Annotated in this window: 10 protein-coding genes; 4 read left to right on the top strand and 6 right to left on the bottom strand. The window is 68.4% G+C overall.

Features of this window, described 5'->3' with window-relative positions:
- Window positions 1–48: 48 nt before the first annotated feature.
- Entirely contained in the window at window positions 49–1,047 is a 999-nt protein-coding gene (locus ACMGFE_RS04665) for an ABC transporter permease (protein WP_436923920.1), read from the bottom strand.
- Window positions 1,044–2,051 (bottom strand): ABC transporter permease, encoded by a 1,008-nt coding sequence (locus ACMGFE_RS04660; RefSeq protein WP_436923919.1) that lies wholly within the window; start codon window positions 2,049–2,051, stop codon window positions 1,044–1,046. Before ACMGFE_RS04660 ends, ACMGFE_RS04665 begins: the two co-directional genes overlap by 4 nt.
- 119 nt (window positions 2,052–2,170) lie before the next feature.
- On the opposite strand from ACMGFE_RS04660, the gene ACMGFE_RS04655 reads away from it, so the two are divergent.
- The gene (locus ACMGFE_RS04655; protein WP_436923918.1) at window positions 2,171–5,356 is read left to right on the top strand and encodes a glycoside hydrolase family 2 TIM barrel-domain containing protein; all 3,186 of its coding nucleotides are present in this window, start codon (window positions 2,171–2,173) and stop codon (window positions 5,354–5,356) included.
- Window positions 5,357–5,677: 321 nt separating this feature from the next.
- On the opposite strand, the gene ACMGFE_RS04650 is transcribed toward ACMGFE_RS04655, so the two are convergent.
- The 3 genes from ACMGFE_RS04650 to ACMGFE_RS04640 form a co-directional block, all read right to left on the bottom strand.
- Window positions 5,678–10,039 carry a LamG-like jellyroll fold domain-containing protein gene (locus ACMGFE_RS04650; protein WP_436923917.1) on the bottom strand — a complete coding sequence of 1,454 codons (4,362 nt, stop codon included), beginning with the start codon at window positions 10,037–10,039 and terminating at the stop codon, window positions 5,678–5,680.
- 209 nt (window positions 10,040–10,248) lie between these two features.
- Window positions 10,249–13,059, bottom strand: a complete 2,811-nt coding sequence (locus ACMGFE_RS04645; protein WP_436923916.1) for a glycoside hydrolase family 2 protein — start codon at window positions 13,057–13,059, stop codon at window positions 10,249–10,251.
- Window positions 13,060–14,162: 1,103 nt separating this feature from the next.
- A complete protein-coding gene (locus ACMGFE_RS04640) occupies window positions 14,163–14,360 on the bottom strand; it encodes a DUF5800 family protein (protein ID WP_436923915.1) in 198 nt (65 codons plus the stop codon).
- A gap of 136 nt (window positions 14,361–14,496) precedes the next feature.
- Between ACMGFE_RS04640 and ACMGFE_RS04635 the strand changes: the two genes are divergently transcribed.
- From ACMGFE_RS04635 to ACMGFE_RS04625, 3 genes are read left to right on the top strand one after another with little or no spacing between them, the layout of a single operon-like run.
- The gene (locus ACMGFE_RS04635) at window positions 14,497–15,765 is read left to right on the top strand and encodes a polymer-forming cytoskeletal protein (protein ID WP_436923914.1); all 1,269 of its coding nucleotides are present in this window, start codon (window positions 14,497–14,499) and stop codon (window positions 15,763–15,765) included.
- 38 nt (window positions 15,766–15,803) lie between these two features.
- Window positions 15,804–16,985, top strand: a complete 1,182-nt coding sequence (locus ACMGFE_RS04630; RefSeq protein ID WP_436923913.1) for a redox-regulated ATPase YchF — start codon at window positions 15,804–15,806, stop codon at window positions 16,983–16,985.
- Between the two features lie 4 nt (window positions 16,986–16,989).
- Window positions 16,990–17,388, top strand: a complete 399-nt coding sequence (locus ACMGFE_RS04625) for a histone acetyltransferase (RefSeq protein ID WP_436923912.1) — start codon at window positions 16,990–16,992, stop codon at window positions 17,386–17,388.
- A 17-nt stretch (window positions 17,389–17,405) separates the two neighbouring features.
- Here the strand turns inward: ACMGFE_RS04625 and ACMGFE_RS04620 are convergent, their stop codons facing one another.
- The gene (locus ACMGFE_RS04620) at window positions 17,406–17,858 is read right to left on the bottom strand and encodes a DUF7124 domain-containing protein (RefSeq protein WP_436923911.1); all 453 of its coding nucleotides are present in this window, start codon (window positions 17,856–17,858) and stop codon (window positions 17,406–17,408) included.
- Between the last annotated feature and the right edge of the window lie 59 nt (window positions 17,859–17,917).

The following is a 17,917-nucleotide window of genomic DNA, read 5'->3' as shown; positions in this document are numbered from 1 at the left end:
ACGGATACTTAAAACTTTCTCAAACGTTCGTGATAGACGGCCGGGGCGTTACTGGATGTCCGCGGGGTCGTCGTCGACGGTCTCCGCGTGGCGGGCGCGAATGCGCGGGTTGAAGAGCCGGTCGGTTCCCTGTGCGATGAGGACGAGACCCATCGAGTAGACCACGATGGCGAGCATCGGGAAGAACAGCCAATGGAACGCCTCGGGGACGAACAGCGCGGTGCTGTTGTACGCCTTGTTGAGCATGATGCCCCAGTTCTCCAGCGAGTACGGCAGCGCGCCGATGAAGTACAGGCCGACCGCGGCGAAGATGATGTTGCGCGCGGTGTTCATGAAGTTGATCCCGATGAACGGCAGGAGATTCGGGAGCACGTCGGTACGCATGATATTCGTCTTCGAGTCGCCCATGATGCGCGCGGCCTCGACGTAGCTCTCGTTTTTAACCGACAGCACCTCGGAGCGAAGCGCCCGAGCCAGCCCCGGCCAGCCGTCGATCGAGAGGATCAGCCCGATGATGAACGGGTTTTTGGGCTCGACGAAGATGGCGAGCAGGATCACGAGCGGGAGGCCCGGGATCGCGATCTGGCTGTCGATGAGCGTCGAGAGGACGCGGTCGGTCAGGCCGCCGACGTAGCCCGCGGTGACGCCGATGACGATGGCCATGAAGACCGCGAAGGTCGCCCCGGTGAGGCTCATCAGCAGCACCTCGGGCGTCGCGTGGACGATCTTCGCGAAGATGCCCTCGCCGACGCCGTTGGTGCCCAGTGGGAACTCCATGGTCTGGAACGGCGGGACGAGCGCCTCGCCCTCGTTGAGTTCCGTGGGTTCGACGAGCCACGCACCTACGGTCCCCATCAGGATGTAGCCGAAGATGATGCTCCAGCCGACGACGGTCCGCCAGTCGTCGGCCGCGATCCGCAGCGGGGCGAGCACCGAGCGGTCGAGCCACCGTCGGTACCGTTCGACGGTCGTGATCTCCACGTCGCTGCGCACGTCGAACGGTGAGTCGTCGGCGTCGGTCACCGTCGCGGACCCGCGGTTGCTCATTCGTCACCTCCGGTCGTGACGCGGGGGTCTATCTTCCCGTAGGAGAGGTCGGCCACGTACACCGAGATCACCACTGCGACGGTGATCACGAGGAAGCCGCCCATCATCAGCGGGTAGTCCCGCGACTGGATCGCCTGGTACATGAAGTAGCCCACACCGTGGTAGGCGAAGATCGTCTCGAGGATGATCGACCCACCGAACAGGAAGCCGATCGAGATCAGCAGCTGCGTCCAGATCGGCAGGATGGCGTTCCGGACGACGTGGCGCAGGGCGATGTTCCGGGTCCGGATGCCCCGCAGTCGGGCGACGCGGATGTAGTCCTCGCCGAGAACGCTGATGCTGTTCGCCCGCATGCTGATCGCCAGGCCGGCGAATCCGGTCACCAGCGAGATGACCGGCAGCGCCGCGTGGTACAGCGCGCTCCTGACGAACGCGACCGAGAGGCCGACCTCCACGTCCGAGGCGAGTCGCCCCCCGGTCGGGAACCACCCGAGCTGGTAGCCAAGCACGTAGACCATCACGATCGCGACGACGTAGTACGGCACCGACGTCGAGAGGATGGCGAACATCGTGGAACCGACGTCGAAACGACTCCCCTCGAAGTACGCCATCAGCGCGCCCAGGCCGATGCCGAGAACGAAGTTGATCGCGAGCGAGATGCCGAGGATGAACACCGTCCACGGGATGGCCGCCGCGAGGATGCTCGACACAGAGCGGTCGTACCACACCGATTGCCCCAGGTCGCCCTGGGCCAGCGCGGCCACGTAGTCGATGTACTGTTGCCACATCGGCTTGTCCGGCTGGACGTTGGTGTACGCCTCGACCAGCTCGTTGACGCGGGCCATGTCGACCGAGTCGCCACCGCCCTGCGCCTGCTGGATCAACTGCGCGCGCATGAAGTCCATCGGCCCACCCGGGATCAACCGGATCATCACGAACGTCACCGTCACCACGATCAGGACGGTGACGAGTGCCTGTAATGTTCGTTCTGCGTAATACCTCATACAGGGTGTGTCTCTCCCACCCCGTGAAAATTGTTTCCCCTGACGGACGGCGCAGCCCTCGACAGCCTGCCCCATCCCCGAAATATTTATCTGTCGGCAACAGAGTTGCGAGGGTACACGTGACTCGAACGCCAGCCCGAGAGACTGGGGTAGCCGACTTTATCGAAAACCCCGCGCAGCTCGGTGAGAACGTCGAACCAACGCACGCCCCGTCGATCCCGTACGCCTCCGCGGGTGCGGCGCTGGCCGCCGCCGACCGACTAACCGAACCGGAGCAACGGTGGGCGGAATCGACCTACTGCCGGCTCCTGAACGGCGAGTGGTCGTTCCGCTGGGCGAAGCGGCCGGCCGACCTGCCGGACCGCCTCGGCGGCGACGCCGACTGGGACACCATTCCCGTCCCGAGCGTCTGGCAGCTGGAGGGGTACGACCGCCCAATCTACCGTAACCACGAGTTGACCTGGGCGCGCATCCCGGAGGTCGACGACGAACCCGAGGCGCCGGGAGTCCCCGAAGCGTTCAACCCCGTGGGGACGTACCGCCGCACGGTCGAGGTACCCGAGGAGTGGGACGGTGACCGCCGGTCGCTGCTCCACTTCGAGGGCGTCAAGTCCGCCTTCTTCGTCTGGATCGACGGCGAGTACGTCGGCTACGACCAGGGGTCAATGACGCCCTCGGAGTTCGACGTGACCGACGCCGTGACGCCCGGCGAGGAACACGAACTCACCGTCCAGGTCTTCCGCTTCTCCGACGGCAGCTACCTCGAAACCCAGGACATGATCCGTTTCTCGGGCATCTTCCGCAGCGTCTATCTCTACTCGAAGCCCGCCGTCCACCTCCGCGACTGGTTCGTCCGGACGACTTTCGACGACAGCTACGACGACGCCACGCTGGCAGTCGACGCCGAGGTCGCTGCCCCGATCGACGCGAGCGCAGAGGACTACGCTATCGTCGGGCACCTCTCCGACCAGGACGGCGCAGAGGTCGTGACGTTCGAGGCGACTGTCGCCGCGACGGACGGCGCGGAAACGACGCTCGAAACGACAGTCGAGTCGCCCGACCAGTGGTCAGCCGAGCAACCCGACCTGTACGATCTGGTGTTGGAACTGCGCGACTCAGCGGGAACGGTCCGCGAAGCCGTCTACGAACGCGTCGGCTTCCGCGAAGTTACCGTCGATGACGGCACGGTGCTGGTCAACGGCGAGGCGGTGAGCTTCCGCGGGGTCAACCGGCACGAGCACGACCCGGAGACCGGCCGGACGGTCCCCTTTGAACGCACGCTCGAAGAGCTGCGGATGCTCAAGCGCAACAACGTCAACGCCATCCGCGCCTCCCACTACCCTAACGACCTGGAAGTGTACGAGCTGGCGGCGGAACTGGGGTTCTACGTGGTCGACGAAGCCAACGTCGAGACCCACTTCAACATGAACTTCGTCAACGAGCGGCCGGAGTTCCACCGGTCGTTCGTCGAGCGCTTCGAGCGGATGGTCGACCACCACAAGAACTGCCCCGCGGTCGTCGCCTGGTCGACGAGCAACGAGGGCGGTACTGGCGAGGCCCACAGGGAGATGGCCGCCTACGCCCGCGAGGCCGACGGCACGCGGCTCGTCTACCACCAGGGCGACGGCGCGGCGCCCTACGACGAGTTCCACGAGAGCATGACCGGGACGGCGCCGTTCACCGACGTGTCGGGGCCGCGCTACCCGGTCCCGTACACGCTCACCCAGCACAACGCGATGGACGACCGCCCGCTCGTCATGGGGGAGTACGGCCACGCGCTGTGTAACAGCCTCGGCCTGCAGGACGCCTTCTGGGACCTCGTACGGTCGGTCGACGGCATCCAGGGCGGGTTCGTCTGGGAGTGGGCCAACCAGACGCTGGACGGCTCGGTCGTTCCCGGCGGGACGCCGGGCGAGTGGTGGTTCGACGACGACCCGTTCCTGCTCGACGGGACGATCTTCTCGGACGGCACCGAGCAGCCCGAGGTCCGCCAGCTCAAGAAGAGTCAGCAGCCGGTCGCCTTCGAGGCCGTCGACCTCGCGGAGGGCGCGCTCACGGTCGCCAACCACTACGACTTCACGACTCTCTCCGCGTTCGAGACGGGCTGGGAGGTGACCGTCGACGGCGAAGTGGCCCAGTCCGGGACCCTCGACCTCGCCGTCGCGCCGGGACACACCCGCGGCGTCCTCGTCCCCTTCGACGAACCCGCGCTCGACCCGGGGTCGGTGGCGCACCTCACCGTCCGCGTCCGCCTCGCGGACGCGACCGACTGGGCGCCCGCGGGGCACGAGGTCGCCTTCGAGCAGTTCGAACTCCCCTTCGAGGCGCCCGACCCCGAGCCGCTCGCGGCGAGCGATGCCGGCGTCACCGTCGAGCGAAGCGACGCTGGCGTGTCGCTCTCTGGCCCCCGATTCTGCCACCGTTTCGACACCGATCGCGGGGTGTTCGCGGAACTGCAGTACGACGGTGAGCGCGTCGCGGGCGACGGCCCGGTGTTCGGCGCGTTCCGCGCGCCGGTCGCCAACGAGGGGACCATCGACAGCGAGACCGAGTGGGGCTACGACAACGAGACCGAGTGGCGCGCGCTCGGCCTCGACGCCCTCTCCCAGGCGGCGACCGACCACGCGGTAGAGCGCCTCGCCGACGGTCGCGTCCGCCTGACCGCACGGACGGCACTCCGGAACCCGGACGGCGACGCCCTCTTCGAGGTCACCTACCGTCACGACGTGTTCGACGACGGCTCGGTCGCCACTGCGGTCGACGCCGACCCCACCGACGCGCTCACCGACTCGCTGGACTCGTGGCTCCCCCGGCTCGGCGTCCAATTCGCCCTCCCGCCGGCGCTCTCGGAGTTCGAGTGGTTCGGCCGCGGACCCGAGGAGACCTACCCCGACCGCAAGACCGGTTGCGAGGTCGGCCGCCACGCGGGGACGGTCGACGAGCAGTTCGTCCCCTACCGATTCCCGTCGGACAACGGCAACAAGACGGACGTGCACTGGGCGAGCGTCGCCGGCGAGGACGTCGGCCTCGTCGCCTACGGCGACCGCCCACTACACGCCCGCCTCGACCAGTACGAGAACCTCGCCGACGCGACGCGACTCGACGAACTGGTTTCGGCGGACGGCGCAACGCTGTTCCTCGACGACGCCGTCTCCGGCGTCGGCGGCACGCCGGTCAGGCCGCTGCCGGAGTACCGCGTCGCCCCGGAGCGGACGACCTACACCGTCGTCGTCCGCCCCTACGACGCCACCGAGTGCGACCCCGCCGACCTGGCCGGCCGCTTCCCGACACCGCTCGACGACTGAGCACCCACTCGTCGCGCGTCGATCGCTGTTCTCTCGTCGCCCCGTGCGTTCGTTTTTCTTCCCCGTCCGTCGACATCTTCTCCCGCTTCCCCCGTTCGCCGCGCATCTTCGTACACTAACGGTGGAATCGGCCGACCGGCTTCCCGACATTTGTTACAAGCATACGACTGTAATTTCGGCCAGTGTGTACCATTGGTACACGTCACTGCCACGGGAGCTACTGCGCTCCTTCGGGCGCCCCCTGGCAACGGAGAGGTCCGTTTGCTCGGCCCGACCCGCCCGGCTGGCGGTCCCGTCCGACTCGCGACGGGCCGCTCCGATTCACTGACCGTTCCGCCCGACCGCCGGCGGACCGACCCGCGCAGACGAGCCGCTACCCGGCTCGGCGTTCCCGTGACCGTCTTCGTCGCGGTCCCCGTCGCCGCGACCGTCTCCGTGCCGGCCGTCGCTGCGGTTTTCGTCATCGCGACCGTCGCCGCGGCCCCCGCCTCCGCGTCGCTTCCCGCCCCTCTCCCCTCGGTCGTCGCCGTACGGGGACGGGATCGCCCCGACCGCTGCGAGCGTGGCGGTCCCGCGGAGTCGCTCGCCGTCGGCCAGCGCTGGGTCGTCGCCGGCGACGGCGTGGCGGTTCAGCCAGCCGTCGGCGTTCGTGCCGGATATCGAGCGGTCGAGGACGAGCAGGTCGACGCGCCCGTCCTCTACGGACGCCCGGACGTGCTGTTCGCCGTCGCCGAGTACGTGGACGCCCCGTTCGTCACCGTCGCCGAGGGTGGCGGCCGCGACGTCGCGTTTGGTGCTCCGGAAGTCGTTCGATCCGTGGCTGGTGGCGTCGTCCTTCCAGGGCTGTCCGGACTGGATCGCGATCCCCTCGCGATCCGGACGCGACCCGCCGGGGAACGCCGCGGCGGTCCCGCGCTCCCGACCGACGTGGTCCTCCGGGTAGGCGCGCAGTCGGCCGTCGCGGTCCCACCGGAGCCGCTCGAACGACGGCGACGCCGGCAGGACGACGCCGACCTCGCGGGCCGAGACGGACTCGTCGAGTGCGAAGTCGTAGGCGACCTCGACCCCGCCGTCGAGGGGACGGAGGGTGATCGTCCCCGACACGCGATCGTATGCGAGGTCGATCACGACGGACGACTCGTCCTCGCCGAGCGACACAGCGGAGACCGACCGCCCACCGGGGCGGTGGTCGATGCGCGAGGCGTAGTCGCGGCCGGTCGCGCTCGGTGTCTGCGTGAGGACCAGATCCGGGGTCCCGTCCAGGAGCGCGTCGCCGTCCGGACAGGCGAACGTGACCGACCCGTCGTCGCGGGCGACCGTCAGCGAGTACTCGCCGGCGTCGAGTTCGACGGCGTCGTCGGTCTCCGCGGCCTCCGGGTGGCGCGCCGGGCGCGGCGCGTCGGGCTGCCGGGAGGGCGGGTCCTCGGGCGAGAGCGTCGCCTCGTTGATCCGGAATCCCAGCGGGTGGTCGACGGTGACGCGGACGTCCCGGCCGCCGGCAGCGACGGAGAACTGCGCCGACTCGCCGGGCGCCGCCTCCAGCGAGAGTTCCTCGGTCTCACCCCTGTGTTCGACGGAGACCGACCGCTCGGCGAGGTCGACGAACTCGTGGCGGTTCTCGACGGTGACGGTGACGCGGCCCCTCCCGGTCCACTCGACGTCGGTGACCTGGACCGGCGCGTAGGCCGTCTTGACGTGCCAGTACTCGGGCCGCTCCCGGCGGTTGCGGTCGAGCACGCCCCACAGGTACTCGCCCCACTGTTCGAGGTGGTCGCCGCCGGCCCAGAGGGCGGCGCCGGCGACCGAGTCGGCCTCGCGGCACTGCTCCCACACGGTCTCGAAGAGCCGGCCCCACTGGTCGCGCAGGCCCGGATCGGTCACCAGCTCCGTATCGTTGTAGCAGTAGACGTGGGCGTACTCGTCGAAGAGCGTGGCGGTGTCGAGGTTCCCGTACGCCGCGACCGACGAGTCGGCGCGGAAGGCCGGGTAGTGGTGCGTGTAGAAGTCGTAGGTGCCGTGGTAGGGCGCGTCGGGCCAGTGCTCGGCGCCGTTGAAGATGATCGGCCGCGTCGGGTCGACGGCTTTCAGCCGCGTCGCGGCCGTGTCGAACACGTTGTACCACGAGGACTCGTTCGCCAGCGACCAGATACACACCGAGGCCCGGTTCTTGTCGCGTTCGACCATCTCCAGGACCTGCTGGACGACGAGGTCGGGGTAGGGGTCCGTGCGGTGGCCGCCGAGGAAGGTCAGCGGTGCCTCGACCTCGACGACGATCCCGAGTTCGTCACAGGCGTCGAGGAACGCCTCCGAGGTCGGGTGGTGGGCCGTGCGGACGTAGTTGACGTTCGCCTCCTTCAGGCGGCGAGCGTCCGCCCGCGTGACCGCCGGCGGGACCGCGTGGCCGTGCTCTGCGAGGTGGATCTCCTCCCAGTTGACGCCCCGCAGGGTCACCGACTCGCCGTTGATCAGCAGGTCCGTCCCGTCGACCTCGACGGTCCGGATCCCGACGCGTTCGGTGGCGCGCTCGGTCGTCCCGTCCGCGGTCAGCTCGACCGCGACGTCGTACAGCCGGGGCTGCTCCGGGTTCCAGGTCCGCGGGTCTTCGACGTCGAACTCGACGGTTACCGTCCGCTTCCCCCCGGATTCGAGCGAGGAGAGCGCCCGCTCGGCGGCGCCGACGCGGTCGCCGTCCGGGTCGGTCAGGGTCGCGGTCACGGTCGCGTCCCCGACCGCGCTCTCGCCCGCGTTTCGGACGGTGACGTCCGCCCTGACGGTCGCCGACGCCCCGTCGTCGGCGAGGTCCGACCGGACGAACACGTCGGCGAGGTGGGTCTCGGGGACCGACAGGAGCGTCACGTCGCGGGGGATGCCGCCGGTCACGTTCTGCCACCCCATCTCGTCGGCCTTCGACTGCTGGGAGACGCCGACGGCGAGCGCGTTCGTCCCGTCCGGATCGACGACGTCGGTCACGTCTACCTCGAAGGGCGTGTGTCCGCCGACGTGGCTCCCGACCTCTGTCCCGTTGACGAACACGGTCGCCTCGCTGTAGACGGCGTCGAACCGGAGCTTCAGTCGCCCGCCGTCCCAGCCGTCGGGGACCGCGAACTCGCGGCGGTACCAGCCGAGCGTCCCTTCGGGCGGGTACCACTCGGAGGCCTCGTCCGGGACGACGTATCCGTCGTGGGCCCACTGCCCGGGGACGGACTCGTCGCGCCACTCGACGCCGAGGTCCTCGATTGAACTGTAGGTGAGCCACAGCACGGCGCTCGACGGGGCCCAGCGGAAGCCGTCGGCCACCGCGTCCGCGGACGGCGCGGCGTCGAGCGCTCCGGTCGTCTTGACGTCGACGTCGAGGTCGTTCCCGCCGACGACGAGGTCCGCGTCGCTACTCGCGAGGCCGTTCGCGTCGTGGGCGGTCGCGGCGACCTCCTCGCCGTCGACGGAGAGGCGCACCTCGTCGCCGGCGACGACGACGGTGAGCGCGTGCCACTCGCCGGCCGTGAGGCTCCCCCCGCTGACCGTCGGCCAGTCGCCGTTCGCCGTCTGGAACCAGAAGCTCGGCGTCCCGTCGTACACGCCGAGGCCGAACTGCTCGGTGCCTCCCGAGACGGCGCTACTCCCCCTGTCGAGGACGAGCCCGCCGCCGCCGTCGTACCGGACGACCGCGTGGAGCGCGAACCCGGGCTCTCCGAAGGCGAGCGACTCGCTCGAGCCGACGGAGACGTGCCCGTCACCGGCGAGCGAGAGGCCCTGTCCACCGCGACCCGGGGCCCACGACGGGTCGCCGGAGAGCGTGCCGTCGTTCCCCACGCCGGATTCGTCGGGCGTGACGCCGTTCGACGCGGTGTCGATCGGCAGCCACGCGACCGCGCTGTCGGGGATCCCGTCGAAGCCGCCGGCGACCTGGTCGGCCGTCAGCGCCGCGTCGAACGCGCGCAGCGAGTCCGCGACGGGCGCGCCGTAGTCGTCGTTCCCCGCGTCGTACCCGACGTGAAGCGGCGAGTCCGCGCTCGGGAGCGACGCCATCTCGTGGGCCGTGGAGCCGACCTCGTCGCCGTCGACGTAGACGCGAATCTCACTGTCGTCGACGACGACGGCCACGGTGTACCACCGACCTCGCGTGAGGTCGCTGGCGTCCACGCCGGGCCACGAGCCGCCGCCCTCGGTCCAGAACGACAGCTGACCGCCCCAGATGCCCAGCGAGTACTGGTTGCCGCCCTTGGAGAACAGCGGCCCGTCGCCGTCGTACCTGAAGGTCAGTTCGACCGTGAAGCCCGGCGCGGTGAAATCCAGGCTGTCGGCGTCGCCGACGGCCACGTACTGGTTGCCCGAAAGATCCAGCGCCCGCTCGGACTCGTCCGTCACGACGGTCGGCCCGTTCCGGAGGGTCGCGTCGTTCCCGCTCCCGGAGCGGTCGGGCGTGATCCGCCGCGTAGCGTCGGTCGGCGGCGTCTCGCTCCCCGACAGCGCGAAGTCCCACGTCCCGGCCAGCGACCGAGTCGCGCCCGCGCCGGCCTCGTCCGGACGCGCCGTGAGCGCGTACGCCGACGGCAACGCGGTCTCAGCGGGGTCGGTCGCGTCGGCGCCCGCGCTCCCTGTCGGGAGCGTCGTCCCCAGGCTCACCCCCGCGAGCCCGGCGAGAACTGTTCGACGATCGACATCCGGTCCACTACCCAGTAGCATATCGCTATCACCTGTCATGTGAACGCTACACAGGTGCTAGCCATACTATTTAGTTCTTTCCCGGACCGGTCGGGCGTCACGTCCGGGCACCGTCGGCGAGTGTACACCGTTGGTATACACCGTCCGATCGGATTACATCAGTATGGCTGTAATTTCGATCGCCTGTACACTGTCGGTACACAGACAGTCGATAGCGCCGCGAGGGCCAGTCACTCGACGATTCTGAGGTCGATACATCCGCTGACCGAGTCGCCGGCCGCGAGACCGGGGTCCTCGCCGACGGTCGCGTTGCGGTCGAACCACTCGCCGCCCGACCCGGCCAGCGAGCGGGCGAGGACGAACAGTCGGACGGCGTCGCCGGTCACCGCGGCGCGGAGGTGCGCGTCGCCCCCGGCGCGCAGTTCGAGGCCGCTCTCGCCGTCGGTGAGCGACGCGCGGCGGACGTTACGCTTGGCCGAGCGGAAGTCGTTCGACCCGCGCGGCGTCGCGTCCCGCGACCACGGCAGGGTGAAATCGCGCTCCCGATCTCCCGGGCGCTCGCCCGACGGGAACGCCTCGGCGACACCCTCGGGACGTCCCACGTGGTCGTCGGGGTAGACGGTCCAGCGCGCGTCGCGCTCCCACGAGAGCGTCTCGAAGTCGGGCGCGAGATCGAGCGCGATACCGACCTCCCGCGCGCTCCGATCGGCCGTGACGGACAGGTCGTACGACAGTCGGACCCACCCGTCGGTCGCGGGGCGGAGGGTGACGCGCGCGTCGACCGCGTCTCCCGTCCCCTCCAACCGGAGTGCCTGACCGTCCGCGATGGCGACCGCGTCGACCGTCCAGTCGTCGACACGCCCGTCGAACGGTTCCGCCTCGCGGTGTTCGCCGGTCCGACCCGCCTCCAGCGGCGTCAGGACCGGCGTCGGAACGCCGTCGAGCGTCGACCCCCGGCTGGCAGGCGCGGCCACGCGACCGGTTTCGCCGTCGACCGACCACGACGCCGCCCCAGCGTCGAGGACAAACGACCCTGCGCCGCCGTCCGCCCCGTCCCGGACCCCGTCCGTTCCGCCTGCGCCGGCGCTGACCGTCCCGGCGTCGAGATCCGCCGGCGGGGACGGGAGGTCGCCGCCGGCGAACCGGTACTCGTCGAGGACGAACCCCTCGCCGTCCACTACGCGAAGTTCGACGTGCTCCTCTTCGGTGGGTGCTACGGGGATCGCAAGGTCCCCCCGTTCTCCTGGCGGGATGTCAGCGACGACCGTTCCCGACTCACTACCGCGGTCCCACTCGATCCGGCAGTCCGCCAGGCTCTCGAAGTCCCGTCGGTTCGCCAGTTCGACGACCAGTCCGTCGGCCGCCCGTTCGGCGACGGTCGCCCGGACCGGCGCGTAGACCTTCCGGAGGTGCCAGTACTCGGGCCGTTCGCGCCGGTGTGCGTCGAGGATTCCCCACCGGAACTCCGGGTGGGCGTGGTCGATCCCGGCGAAGACGGCCCCGCCCGCGACCGAGTCGGCCGCTCGAACCGTCTCCCAGATCGGTTCGAAAAAGCGCCCCCAGTCGTCGCGCAGGCCGGGATCGGTGGCGAGCTCGCGGTGGTTGTAGCAGTAGACGTGCGCGAACTCGTCGAACAGAACCGGTCGGTCGCCGTCCTCGAAGTCCGCGGCGGTGAGCGACCCGGGTACCCGCATCTCGGGGTAGTGGTGATTTCCGACCGAACAGCGGTGAGCGTCCTCGTCCCGGTACTCCGCCCAGTTGAACGTCCGCAATCGCGTGGGATCCGCCGCGGCGACGGCTTCGGCGACCGCCTCGAAGTTCTCCCCCCACTCGGACTCGTTCGCGAGCGACCAGACGAACACAGAGGGGTGGCTCCTGTCGCGAGCGACCGTTTCCAGCGCGGTCTCCACCATCGTCTCGCGGTAGGCCGCATCGTCGGCTCGGTCGGCCGTATCGTTCCGGAGGAACGTAAACGGGAGTTCGACCTGGACGAGAATTCCGAGTTCGTCGCACGCATCGAGGAACGCCTCTGTCGGCGGCTGTGTGTGCGTCCTGACGTAGTTCACGTTCGCCTTGCGCAATCGCTCGGCGTCCCGGCGGGTCCGCGCCGCGGAAACGAGGGCCCCACGGTCGGGGTCGACTTCCTCCCAGTTCACGCCGCGCAACGTGACAGGCGTCCCGTTCACGCAGATCTCGTTCTCCGTGACGCCCACCTCACGGATTCCAGTTCGCCGAACCGACTCGACGCGGTTCCCGTCCGCAGCGACGCCGCAGTGGACTGTGTAAAGCGACGGTGACTCCGGCGTCCAGCGCTGGGTGTCGTCGACGGCGAGCTCGAGCACCAGTTCCCTCGACGCGCCGGGCCCGAGGTCTTCGAGCGAGCGCTCGGTGGCCGTGACGGGCTGCCCGTCCGGCCCGGTCACCGAAAGGTCGAGGGACGGCCCCGATGCTGTCTCGGCGCCCTCGTTGACGACTGTCAGGAGCGCGCGGACCGTCGCGGACTCGTCACCGAGGTCGGTCTCGACGTGGTATCGAGCCGCGTGGACGTCGGGCACGGAGAACATCGTCACGTCGCGAGTGATCCCGCCGGTGACGTTTCCCCAGTCGAGGTCCGCCGCTCGTGAGGATTCCCGGACGGCGACCGAGACGCGATTTTCACCGGATGAAACCGCATCGGTGACGTCTACCTCGAACGGCGTGTAGCCGCCCTCGTGGTCCCCCACGCGCTCGCCGTTCACCCAAACCACCGCGCGGCTGTACACCGCACCGAAGCGGAGTTTCGTTCGCCCGGCCCGCCCGGTCGGGACGCGGAACTCGCGACGGTACCAGCCGACCTCCCCCGCGTCTTCGTCGACCTCGAATCCGTGCGCGCTCCAGAGTCCTGGGACCTCGTGTGTCCGCCAGTCTGCTTCGGACGCGGGCGGTTCCGTCGGCGGTGCGGCGGTGAAGCGCCAGGAACCCGACAGTGAAACGACCGCGTCCGATTCCGGGAGTGGCGTGAGGCAGATCGGTTCTCTCGATACGCACGACTGCGAACTCATGTCCGTTCGGTCGGTGCGCCGGCACCTAATGGTTCCCCCTCTCGCCTGTGCGTCCGCGCTGTGGGCGATCGGTACGTGTGTCTCACTGATATCCAATTCCTCGACAGTAGTACCGCGCGGATCAATGTGACATCCGGAAAATATAAACGAATTCTCGATCGGACGATTCACAACTGCACCCATCTCCAGTGCCCAGTTACACCAATTCGACATATATACTATATATTCGAAAATTTGGTCGAACGGAGTCGTGTCGCCGTCTGCAACCGGACTCTCGATGACGAGTATTTCTCGATCTCGACGGGAGCTGCGGTCGAGTCACCGTCTGTGGACCGATGGCCCCTGTCTGCGGACAAGACCACCGGCTAGACGGTCTAGGTATCCATGAACCAACGGTACGATCCGCAGAACCCAGATTCCACCGTCGACGAGAGGGATCTATTCGACGTTTGATCACCTGTATACACCGCCCGAATTCCGCCGACGATCCCGTCTCACCCGTATAGAGTACGAGTCATCTCTCTTCTGTCCTCGACGATGACAGGTACTGAACCCAGATGATCGCAACCGGATGCCGGAGTCGTACTGAGTAAATATTTTTTAGGTGTAGCGAGTAACCCCAAATTCGAATAATGTTTTCTAAACGTATCTATTCACACCTCGGTCGTGGTTCGGGGCCGGCAGTGTCCACCACAGCGACTGTCGAACTCCAGCGGCCCCTCGAACAAGTTGAGTCGTGGAGTCAAATGTGCAACCTCGCGTGCGACAGGTAACAGATATCTGCTGTCAGCGGGCCGCCGTGAAGAGGTGTTTGTGAGAACGAGCTGCTGCGGTAATTGATAACACATTTGTCGCAAACGGAGCGGTTCCGAACTCCAGTAGTGTCGATCCCGTCAGTTCGGCGGTGCCGTCACCGGTAGAGTTCGACTGCAGCACCGGGTCCGATAGCCCGAGTTCCACGGTTGAGCCGGCGAGAAATAGTTGTCAACCGATGGTTCCAGGAATCCCGCGCGCGAATCGCTTCCGCCCTGGACGTGAACCGTCAGCTTCCTCGACATTTCGAGCGATTCTCGCGGACCGGACATCGACTCGTCGGCCCGGCCTCAGTCGACGATGTCCGCGATCCGTCGCGCTTCGCCGGAGGGCGAGGCGTTCTTCTCGACCAGCCGCAGGACCTCGTGGTCAGTGACCTCGGGGTAGGGCTTCTGGGTCGCGTCCTCGATGAGCGACTTCTCCAGGCGGAAGTCGTGGCCCTCGTAGACGACGTCGACGCCCTGCTCGTCGAAAGAAAGTACCGTCATGGCCGGAGCTATGCCGCCGCCGAATAAATATCTGGAGGTGTCCCGGCGGCCCCCACACCGGCACCGTCAGACACGCGTCAGACGCCCGTCGTGCACGGTGTGAGGGTTTATTACGACGGAAATCGCTGATCGGAACGTGCCGATCCGCTCGGACCCGCTCGACGAACTGACGATCCCAGACGGCACCACGGTCGAGGAGCACGACCTGGTGACCGACGGCGACGTGATAGTCGGAGGACAGAGCACCGTCGAGTTCGGGGTCCGCGGCGACGACGTGATGGCGGGCGAGCGAGTGACGTTCGGCGGCCACATCGAGGCCGAGGGCGACTGTCGGCTGGACATGTGGAGCGAGGTCGAGGAAGACGTGCTCGTCGGCGGCGACGCCTACCTCGGCGAGCGCGCGCAGGTCGGCGGCGAACTCAAGGTCGCCGGCAACGTCGACATCGGCGACGACGTCGACATCCAGGAGAGCTTCGAGGCCAGCGGCCACATCGTCATCCGCAACCCGATGCCGACGGTCGTCTTCCTCGTGGTCTACCTCTCGCAACTGCTCCGCATCGGCGAGGAGGAGGCCGCCGAGGACCTGGCGAGCCAGCTGGTCGACGCCGACGACGAGGAGGCCCAGCCGGTCGTCATCCCGCGGGGCGCCCGGGTCAGCGACGACGCCTGGCGTGTCTCGACGCCCGCCCGCGTCGGCGACGACTGCCGCCTCCACGGGAACGTCCGCGCCGAGACGCTGACCGTCGGCGAAGACAACACGATCTTCGGGAGTCTCCGCGCTCGCGGCGACGTGTTCGTCGGCGAGGACACCGAGATCAAAGGCGACGTGACCACCCGAAACGGCGACGTGTCCGTCGCCCGCGGCGCGACGGTCTGGGGCGACATCTCCGCCGAGGACGTCGAACTCCACGAACACGCCATCGTCGAGGGCAAGATCCGCGTCAGCGGCGAACTCACCCAGGTCCGCGACGCGCTCGGCCCCGAGCGCGCCGACGGCGAAGACGAGGACGCGAGCGAGGACTCGGTCGACGCTGATACCGCCGACCCCGCCGATACCGCCGAGAGCGACGACGATGGTGAATCCGAAGTGGACCCGGTCGGCGACGAGACCGACGAGTCCGACGAGTCGCCCGCGGAACCAGACGACGACGAGGTCGTTGCCGAAGACGACGACACCGACGAACGCGTCGAGACCGACGCCGAGCCTGCCGAGGTCGACGACGCGGCCAGCGCCGGCGACGAGGATGCCGCCGCCGAGCAGACCGATAGCGAGACGCCCCCGGCCGTCGAGAGCCGGGAAGCCGTCGAAGAAGAACTCGACGGCGTCGTCCCGATGATGGGCGGGCCGCCGGACCACAGCGAGAACGGTCACGACGAGGACGCCGAACTCGCGGAAGTCGAGTAACCGAAAGCGGCTTTTTCGGGCCCGCAGTACCCCGTAGTATGCTCTCTATCGCGCTTGCCGGCAAGCCCAACGCCGGCAAGTCGACCTTCTACAAGGCGGCGACGATGGCCGACGTGGACGTGGGCAACTATCCGTTCACGACCATCGACGCCAACCGCGGCGTCACCCACGTCCGCACGGACTGTCCCTGTCTCGACCGCGAGGAGCGCTGCGGCAACGAGAACTGCCACGACGGCAAACGCTTCGTCCCCGTCGAACTCCTCGACGTGGCCGGCCTCGTCCCCGGCGCCCACGAGGGCCGCGGCCTCGGGAACCAGTTCCTCGACGAACTGTCGAACGCCGACGTGATTCTCCACGTCGTCGACGCCTCGGGCGGCACCGACGAGGAGGGCGAACCGGTCGAGATCGGCGAGCACGACCCCGTCGACGACCTGCAGTTCATCGAGGAGGAGATGGACCTGTGGCTGGCCAGCATCGTCGACCGCAACTGGGAGTCCATCGAGCGGGCTTCCCGGTCGCCCGACTTCGACATCGACGAGGAACTCGCGGATCTGCTGACTGGCGTCGGCGCGACGGAGCTCGACGTGGCCCGGACGCTGCGGGACCTGGACTATCCCGACGACCCGATCCAGTGGACCGACGAGCACCGCGAGGAACTGGCCAGTGACGTCCGCGAGCGGACGAAACCCATCGTCGTCGTGGCCAACAAGGCCGACGTCGCCCCGCCCGAGAACCTCCAGGCGCTCAAGGAGCGCAACGAAGCGACGATTCCGACCACAGCGGACGGGGAGTTGGCCCTGCGGAAGGCCGCCGAGGCGGGCGTCGTCGACTACGATCCCGGCGACGAGGACTTCGAGATCGTCGGCGACCTGAGCGACCAGCAGGAGCAGGGTCTCGAGCAGATCCGCGAAGTCGTGGACGAGCACGGTGGGACGGGCGTCCAGCAGGCGCTCGACACCGCCGTATACGACGTGCTCGATCAGATCACGGCCTACCCCGTCCAGGACGAGACCCACTGGACCGACGGGCAGGGGAACGCGCTGCCCGACGCCTTCCTGCTCCAGTCCGGGTCGACGCCGAAGGACCTGGCCTACGCCGTCCACTCGGACATCGGTGACGGCTACCTCCACGCCGTCGACGCACGGAAGAACATGCGGATCAGCGACGAGGAAGAGCTCGAAGAGGGCGACGTGATCAAGATCGTCTCGACGGCGAACTGAACAGATGACCGGGGACGAAGTTCGGCCGACCGAACTCCGGCCCAGTCAGCTCTACGTCAGCGCCGAGAAGCTCTCGGCGGTGCTCGACCGCGTGGAAGGGCCCGAGCACCGATTCGGACCGCTCCCCGTCTACGAGTTCGACGGCGAACGGTACCTGACCGACGGCCACACGCGGGCGTTCGCGGCGTACCTCACCGGCGTCGACGCCGTGGCCGTCGAGTACGACGAGGACCTGGCCGCGAAGTTCGACCTGGCGCTCTACCGGGAGTGCATCGGATGGTGCGAAGACGAAGGCGTCGAGCGCGTTCCGGACCTCGTCGGCCGCGTGCTGGCGCCCGACGAGTACGAACGACAGTGGCTCGACCGCTGCTCCCGTGCGGCCGAGCGGCTCGACGACGCCTGAACGCCGTCACGCCGACGTCAGCGGTCCGAACGCCCGAACAGCCGGGCCGAGACCCGGCCGAGCAGTCGTGTGAGCGGGCCCGGCTCGGGCTGTTCGGACGTTTCGAGGTCCCAGCCGGCCGCCTGAGCCACGTCAGCGGGTCGGCGGAACTCCCACCCGGTCGCGTCGGCCACCCGCTGATCTTCGGGGGTGGTCCCGACGAAGACGTGTCGCGGCGCGTCGCTCGACTCGCGGATCCCTTCCATCGCGAGCCAGATGTCGCGGTCGCCGAGGGCGAAGTCCTGGAAGAGGTCGTGCTCGGCGACGAACGCCGCCACGGCGTCGGTGTCGTTCGAGACCACCCCGACGTACCGGCTCCACTCGCGGGCGTCCTCGAACACGGTCGCGGGGTCGTCGAACTGCCGGATCGCGTCGAGTTCGAACGCGAGAGTCATCTCGCCGCTCCGTTCGCCCTCGACGTCGACGCTCATGGATTGGCGTTCGGTTTCCGGCGATAAAATACACCGGGCGTCTGCCACGCCGCCGCGTT

The organism is Halosimplex amylolyticum (assembly GCF_051414035.1).
In the GTDB taxonomy this organism is placed as follows: Archaea; Halobacteriota; Halobacteria; order Halobacteriales; family Haloarculaceae; genus Halosimplex; species Halosimplex amylolyticum.
The sequence above is the reverse complement of the archived record's forward strand: the minus strand, read 5'-3'. Positions and strand labels throughout refer to the sequence as shown.

Coding starts and splice junctions, on each gene's coding strand:
- ACMGFE_RS04665 (WP_436923920.1), bottom strand. CDS start 1,047: ATGAGCAACCGCGGGTCCGCGACGGTGACCGACGCCGACGACTCACCG.
- ACMGFE_RS04660 (WP_436923919.1), bottom strand. CDS start 2,051: ATGAGGTATTACGCAGAACGAACATTACAGGCACTCGTCACCGTCCTG.
- ACMGFE_RS04650 (WP_436923917.1), bottom strand. CDS start 10,039: ATGCTACTGGGTAGTGGACCGGATGTCGATCGTCGAACAGTTCTCGCC.
- ACMGFE_RS04645 (WP_436923916.1), bottom strand. CDS start 13,059: ATGAGTTCGCAGTCGTGCGTATCGAGAGAACCGATCTGCCTCACGCCA.
- ACMGFE_RS04640 (WP_436923915.1), bottom strand. CDS start 14,360: ATGACGGTACTTTCTTTCGACGAGCAGGGCGTCGACGTCGTCTACGAG.
- ACMGFE_RS04630 (WP_436923913.1), top strand. CDS start 15,804: ATGCTCTCTATCGCGCTTGCCGGCAAGCCCAACGCCGGCAAGTCGACC.
- ACMGFE_RS04625 (WP_436923912.1), top strand. CDS start 16,990: ATGACCGGGGACGAAGTTCGGCCGACCGAACTCCGGCCCAGTCAGCTC.
- ACMGFE_RS04620 (WP_436923911.1), bottom strand. CDS start 17,858: ATGAGCGTCGACGTCGAGGGCGAACGGAGCGGCGAGATGACTCTCGCG.